At 67.5% G+C, this 5999-nt stretch carries 6 protein-coding genes; 1 reads left to right on the plus strand and 5 read right to left on the minus strand.

Translation table 11 applies throughout. The features are described 5' to 3' along the window. Together C2134_RS18000 and C2134_RS18005 are read right to left on the minus strand one after the other, a co-directional pair. Positions 1-1113, minus strand: a 1113-nt coding sequence (locus C2134_RS18000; RefSeq protein WP_199179982.1) for a histidine kinase, incomplete at its 3' end; no start/stop codon positions are given. Further along, on the minus strand, positions 1110-2384 hold the full coding sequence (locus C2134_RS18005; protein ID WP_158248809.1) for a sensor histidine kinase: 1275 nt from the start codon (positions 2382-2384) through the stop codon (positions 1110-1112). The genes C2134_RS18005 and C2134_RS18000, both read right to left, overlap by 4 nt. Positions 2385-2723: 339 nt before the next feature. Here C2134_RS18005 and C2134_RS18010 point away from each other — a divergent pair, with 339 nt between their 5' ends. Further along, positions 2724-3386 (plus strand): hypothetical protein, encoded by a 663-nt coding sequence (locus C2134_RS18010; protein WP_146042203.1) that lies wholly within the window; start codon positions 2724-2726, stop codon positions 3384-3386. A 32-nt stretch (positions 3387-3418) separates the two neighbouring features. Here the strand turns inward: C2134_RS18010 and C2134_RS18015 are convergent, their stop codons facing one another. The 3 genes from C2134_RS18015 to C2134_RS18025 are packed head-to-tail and all read right to left on the minus strand — an operon-like array spanning position 3419 to position 5872. Beyond that, on the minus strand, positions 3419-4219 hold the full coding sequence (locus C2134_RS18015; protein ID WP_103321476.1) for a metal ABC transporter permease: 801 nt from the start codon (positions 4217-4219) through the stop codon (positions 3419-3421). Next, positions 4212-5006: a metal ABC transporter ATP-binding protein gene (locus C2134_RS18020; RefSeq protein WP_103321477.1), complete on the minus strand. Its 795-nt coding sequence runs from the start codon at positions 5004-5006 to the stop codon at positions 4212-4214. The genes C2134_RS18015 and C2134_RS18020 overlap by 8 nt, the downstream gene beginning before the upstream one ends. Beyond that, positions 5003-5872 (minus strand): metal ABC transporter solute-binding protein, encoded by an 870-nt coding sequence (locus tag C2134_RS18025; protein WP_199179983.1) that lies wholly within the window; start codon positions 5870-5872, stop codon positions 5003-5005. The genes C2134_RS18020 and C2134_RS18025 overlap by 4 nt, the downstream gene beginning before the upstream one ends. Positions 5873-5999: the final 127 nt, after the last annotated feature.

Consider the following 5999-nt stretch of genomic DNA (forward strand, 5'->3'; position numbering starts at 1 on the left):
CCACACGGTCGTCCACCCGCCTTCGCCGTTCATCGACAGACACAGCTCCGCGCCGCCTTCGCCCTGCCCCCGCAGCCACAAGCGGCAAGACCGGCCACCGGCGCCCTCCAGCGCCTCGCGAGCCGCGGAAAACGCCCGCCACGCCGCATCGTCCGCCAGCGCCGGCATCGGCTCCAACACCAGCACCGCTTGCGGCCGGACGCCGGCGCACAACAAACGCAGCGCCTCCGCCAATGGCGCTTGGTGTTGCCGCCGCTCCACTCCCACCAGCGTGCGCACCTCGGCCAGCATCTGCCGCGCAGCCTGCTGCGCCGCGCGCAGCGGCGCATCCGCCTCGCCAGCCCCGCGCCGCAACAACAGCTCCAGTTGCAGATTCAAGGCCGACAAATGATGGCCGATGCCGTCGTGCAATTCGCGGGCTACCCGCACCCGCTCGCCATTTCCGGCCGCGCCGGCCAGCAGTTGCCGGGCGGCAAGCAGGCTGGCGCGGGTCGCCTCCAGTTGCGCGCGGCGGCGGCGTTCCGCCGCGCCCAAGCAACCAATGCCAAAGGTCAGCAGCTGGAAGCCACCGCCGACGACAGCGTCCTGCCACAACAACCAAGACCGCTGCTCCAACGGCGGGGCCTGGACATTGGAGCCGCTGACATTGCACATCAGCTCCTCCGCCGGCAGACGCTGCAGCTGCCAGGCGCACGCCAGCAGCAGCGCCACCACTTGCCCGCCCAAGCCGAGCCAGGCCGCTCGCAGCGGAAACAATAGCGCAAGCTCGGCAGCGGTCAGCAATAGCAACTTGTCGTTCGTCAGCAAGGCCAGCGCGACCTGTAAAACCATCAGGCCGGCTTTCTCCCAAGTACCCGGCGCGCGCGAGCCAACCGCGGTAGCCCGCCACAAGGCCCAGCCAAACGCCGCGAAACCCAAGCCGTAGGCCGCCATCGCGCCGGGCAGGCCGATGGCCGGCCCCGTCAACAACGGCAGTCGTTCGCGCAGATGCGCCAATCCGGCGTCGCCTATGGGCCATAGGATGGCGATCTGCTGCAGCGCCAAAGCCAGACAAGCGGCCAAGCCGACCACCCGCAACAGAGCAAGCGGCGATGGTGTCGAGTTCGCGCTCATGACGCCTCTCCGGACAACGGCAGCCAGATGCGCAGGCAGCAGCCGCCGGATGCCGGCGACAGGATGTCCAGCGTGCCGCCGCGCGCTTCCACCCGCTCGCGCATGCCGGTCAACCCATGACCTGCCCGCTTCGCCTCTGGCGCAGCCAGCCCCTTGCCGTTATCGCTGACCGTCACCGCCACGCCGGCGCCCGATCGCTCCAGCCTCACCACCGCGCGGGCGGCGCCGGAATGCCGCAAGGCATTGCTCAAGGCTTCCTGCACCGTGCGGAATATCGCATGCGCCAGCGTGGGTTCGCTCAGCGTCAGCGCATCCTCCATATCCAATCTGACCAGCGGCATCGGGATGCCGCGGCACAAGGTATCCAGCGCCTCGCGCAAGTCCAAGGCTGCCAGGGCATCGCCGCGCGCGACGCCGCGCAGTTCCTCCGCCAGCCGGCTCGCTTCCTCGCGCGCCGCGGCGATCTGCGTATCAGCCTCAGCGCCCAACTTGGCCTCAGCCAATCTCAGCTGCAGCTGCAAAGCCGCCAGTTGATCCGCCGCCAGCCGCCCCACTCCCTCGGCGATGCGCGCGCGCTCGGCATCGCGCACCGCCTCTGTCAGCAGCAATTGAGTCGCCTGCAGCTCCGCATTGGCCTGCGCCTGCCGATGCCGGCCGCGCAGCGCTTCCGCCCAGCCATAGCCCACACAGAAGGCGAAAGCCTGGAAGACCAGTCCTTGCAGCCAGTCCAGCGCGGCCACCGTCCAGAACGGCGGCGGCAACGCGCCGGCGATATTGCAGGCCGGATGGCCGCTGCCCACTCGCGCCAGATAAGGCAGCAGCGCCGCATCGATCAAGGCCGCCTGCAGCAGCGCCCCGGCCGCCGCGCCGCGCCAGGGCAACAGAAAGGCCAGTTCGGCCGCCACCAGATACCCAAGTCCCGGCTCGGTCCATGGTTCCAGCACGGCTGCGATGATCATCTGCGCGGCCAGCCATGGCCACCATCGCCGTGGCGGCGCCTCGCTCGACAAGCCGCGCCACAGCGCCAGCATGAACAACAGCATCAGCGCGGCGAACACCAGCAAAGCCGCGTCACGCAAGCTCAGCCAACCGCGCAAGCCATGCGCCAGCCAGGCTGGCCAAAGCCAGGCAGCGGCCTGCTCGCGCAGCGCCGCTTCCGGCAGGGGCCATAAATCGGCGCCGCCGGACACCAGCATCAGCGCGCAAGCCAGCAGCAGCGCCCGCCGGAACCAGGCGGGGCCGGTGCCGATGGCATGAAGATAAGGTCGCATGGAGAAGACGTTTTCCCGCGTCAATATGAAAAGCGCGGCCCATGCCGCGCAATATGCGCCAGCGTAACACAAGCCATATGTCATGCAGCCTGCGCTCTTCATGGAAAATCCCGGCCTGGCCCAACCATGCGCCAACGGCCACGCCGCCCACCTCAATCCTTCCAGCATTCCGCTCTCCCGCTTGTATTGGCAACAAGTCTGCCGCTCGCCGCATCGCGCCGGGAGTGCCGTTAGTCATGCGCGCCGTCTCTATCTTTCGGCACATGCGGGCCGCATGGCCTGCCGCGACAATGCGCACACCCGGCTCGCCTGAGCCTTCAATCAACGAAGAGGATTGCCATGAAAGCTAAATTCGCGATGACGGCCTGCGGCGCGCTGGCCATGCTGCACCTGACAGCCGCGCACGCCGACGACACCTTGGGCTACGCCAAGCTAGGCACCGGCGTGGAGCTAGGCGTCGGCCGCGCCCTGGATAACGGCCTGGCGCTGCGCCTGGGCATCGCCGACACCTTCCGCTACAAGCAGGACAAGACGCTGGACGGCACGCCCTATCAGTTGAAGTCCAAGCCTAATCCCACGCTGGCGGCCAGCCTGGATTGGCATCCGGTCAGCAACAGCGGCTTCCGGCTGAGCGGCGGCCTGACCTTGTCCGGCAAGTCCAGGGAGGATCTGAACTTCGCGGCCAATGGCGCGGGCAACTACACGTTGGGCGGCAACCGATATGCCTCGTCCGCCGTCGGGCCGCTGACCGGCAAGGTGGAATACCAGCCACTGGGATCTTATCTGGGCGTCGGCTGGGATTTCGCCGTGCCGGGCGCGTCAGCCTGGCGCGTCAGCGCCGACCTGGGCGCGCAGCTTCTGTTTGGCGGCAAGGCGACGCTGAATCCGGCGGCCGGCGTCAGCGCCCAGGATCTGGCGGCCGCGCAGCAGACGCTGGACCACGACCTGGGCGGCACCCGCTTCCGGCTGTGCGCCGGGGTGGGCCTATCCTACGCGTTCTAATGGAAAACGCCGGGGCGAGCGCCCCGGCGGTGCTATCCACGCGTCAAGCGCAGGACTTGCGCACCAGCCGCGGCCAAATAGGCCGCGCCGCTGAGCACAGTGATCCAGAAGCTGCTGGGCCAATCGGTGTAATAGGCGAGCGCGATGCCGCACCAGGCCTCGGCCAAGGCCAGCAGCGCCGCCAACGCCACGCCCGGTCCCAGCCGCGCCGTCAGCTTCTGCGCTGTGGCTGCCGGCCCCACCATCAGGGTGAACACCAGCAGCACCCCGACGATCTGGATGCAGCCGGCAGTGGCCAGCGCCACGATGGCGAGGAACAGCATGGACAAGCGGCGCAACGACACGCCCTTGGCCTCGGCCAGTTCCGGCTGCAGGCTGCAGAACACCAGCGGCCGTGAGATGAAAGCCAGCGCCGCCAGACACAGCAGGCCCAGACCGGCCAGCGACCACAGCGTGGCGGTGTCCACGCCCAGCACGTTGCCGAACAGCAAGGCCGTGGCCTGGGTGGCGTAGGCGGTGAAAAAATGCAGGAACAGCATGCCCAGTCCCAGCGCCAGCGACAGAATGGTGCCGATGGCGATGTCGCTGCCCTGCAGCCGCTCGCCCAGCGCGCCCATCGCCACGCCGCCGCACAGCGTCACCAGCGTCATGCCCCATAGCGGCGACATGCCCAGCAAGGCCGCGCCGGTGGCGCCGGCGAACCCGACGTGCGACAGCGCATGGCCGGCGAAGGTCTGGCCGCGCAGCACCAGGAAGTAACCCGTCACCCCGGCCACCAGCGCCACCAGGCCGCCGGCGATGAAGGCGTTGATCATGAAATCGTATTCAAACATCGTGACAGTGCGCTTCCTTTTCCACTTCCACCTCGCCCGACATCACGAAGATACGGTCCCGCATCCTCACCACCTCTATCGGCGAACCATACAGCCGCGACAGCACCGGCCGGGTGATCACCTCGTCCACTGTGCCGAGCGCGGCCTGGCCGCGTCCCAGATACAGCACTTGGTCGATGGCCGACAGCAGCGGGTTCAGCTCATGCGCGCTGAACAGCACGGTGATGCCGAAATCGCGCTGGATGCGCGACACCAGCTCTACCACCCCGCGCTGATGATGCGGGTCCAGGCTGATCAACGGCTCGTCCAGTAACAGCAGCCGCGGCCGCCCCAGCAGCGCCTGCGCCAGCAACAGCCGCTGGCGCTCGCCGCCGGACAGCTCGGAGAGCGGACGCCGCGCCAACGAGCCGGCGCCCACGGTGTCCAGCGCCCACCCCACCTCGCGCTGCGCCGCGGCATCCAGCAGCGGCAAACCCCAGCGGTGGCCGCGGCAGGCGCTGGCGACGAAGTCCCAGCCGCACAGCCGCAGATGGGCGGCGTGGCTGCGCAGCTGCGGGATGTAGCCCACAGCCGGATTGCCGCGCCGGGCCGGCTGGCCCAGCACCCGCACGCTGCCGCGGTCCACCGCCTGCAGACCGAGTATGGTCCGCATCAGCGTGGTCTTGCCGGCGCCGTTCGGCCCCAGCACGCCGATGAACAGCCCCTGCCCGATCTCCAGGCTGACATCGGCCAGCACCTGGCGCTGGCGATAACCGACGCTGACGCCGGCCAGCGACACCGCGCTCACTTGCCGGACCCGCCCAGCGCCTTGTCCAGCGCGTTCAGTTGCGACAGCATCCACTCCTGGTAATGCTTGCCGGCCGGCGCGGTCTCCGTCACACCCACCACCGGCACCTTGGCGGCGCGCGCCACTTTCTGCACCCGCTTGGCGGACTGGTCGGATGCCTGGCTGTTGTAGAACAGCACGTTCACCGCATGGGTTTTCAGATCGTTCTCGAAGGCGGCGATATCGCTGGCCGCCGGCTCGGTGTTGTTCATCACCGCCAGCTGGAATTTTTCATTGCGCATTTTCAGGCCCAGGGCCTCCGCCATATAGCCGAACACCGGCTCGGTGGCGGTCACCGGCTTGCCGGCGTATTTGCCGCGCAAGGCTTGCACCTTGGCGTCCAGCGGCTTCAGCGAGGCCAGGAAATGTTGCAGATTGTGATCGTAATCGGCCTTGTGCGCCGGATCGGCGCTTTCCAGCTCGCTGGCGATCGCCTTGGCCACTGCCGGCATGGTGGCCGGGTCGTACCACAGGTGCGGGTTATCGCCAGTCTTGCGCTTCAGCAGCTCGCCGGCCACCACGGTCTTGCGCTGCGGGGCCTTGGATGCGGACAACAGCTTTTCCATCCACGGGTCGTAGTCTATGCCGTTGTAAACCACCAGCCGGGCATCGCTCAACGCCTTGGCTGTGGATGCGCTGGCCTCGAACAGGTGCGGATCCTGGTCCGGATTGCTCAGGATGCTGGTGACGCGGACGTGGCTGCCGCCGATCTGCTGCGCCACATCGCCGTAGAAGTTTTCGCCGGCTACGACATTGACCGCGGCATGAGCCAGCAACGGCGAGCAAACGAGCGCGGCAACAAGCGCGAGGCGGGGGAATCGTTTCATCTTTGCAATCTCCATGATTAAGGGGGCAGTTGGCGCCGGTGCTTTTTGTTATGTTATAACTTGCCCGTTATTTTATGTAATGCTATAACATTCTGCAAATCATTCGCATCATTCCTCGCCATGACCG

It is taken from the genome of Chromobacterium sinusclupearum, assembly GCF_002902845.1.
Taxonomy (GTDB): Bacteria; Pseudomonadota; Gammaproteobacteria; order Burkholderiales; family Chromobacteriaceae; genus Chromobacterium; species Chromobacterium sinusclupearum.

What these genes read in the sequence shown, in the direction of transcription:
- C2134_RS18005 (WP_158248809.1), bottom strand. Translation starts at nt 2,384, where the DNA reads ATGCGACCTTATCTTCATGCCATCGGCACCGGCCCCGCCTGGTTCCGG.
- C2134_RS18010 (WP_146042203.1), top strand. Translation starts at nt 2,724, where the DNA reads ATGAAAGCTAAATTCGCGATGACGGCCTGCGGCGCGCTGGCCATGCTG.
- C2134_RS18015 (WP_103321476.1), bottom strand. Translation starts at nt 4,219, where the DNA reads ATGTTTGAATACGATTTCATGATCAACGCCTTCATCGCCGGCGGCCTG.
- C2134_RS18025 (WP_199179983.1), bottom strand. Translation starts at nt 5,872, where the DNA reads ATGAAACGATTCCCCCGCCTCGCGCTTGTTGCCGCGCTCGTTTGCTCG.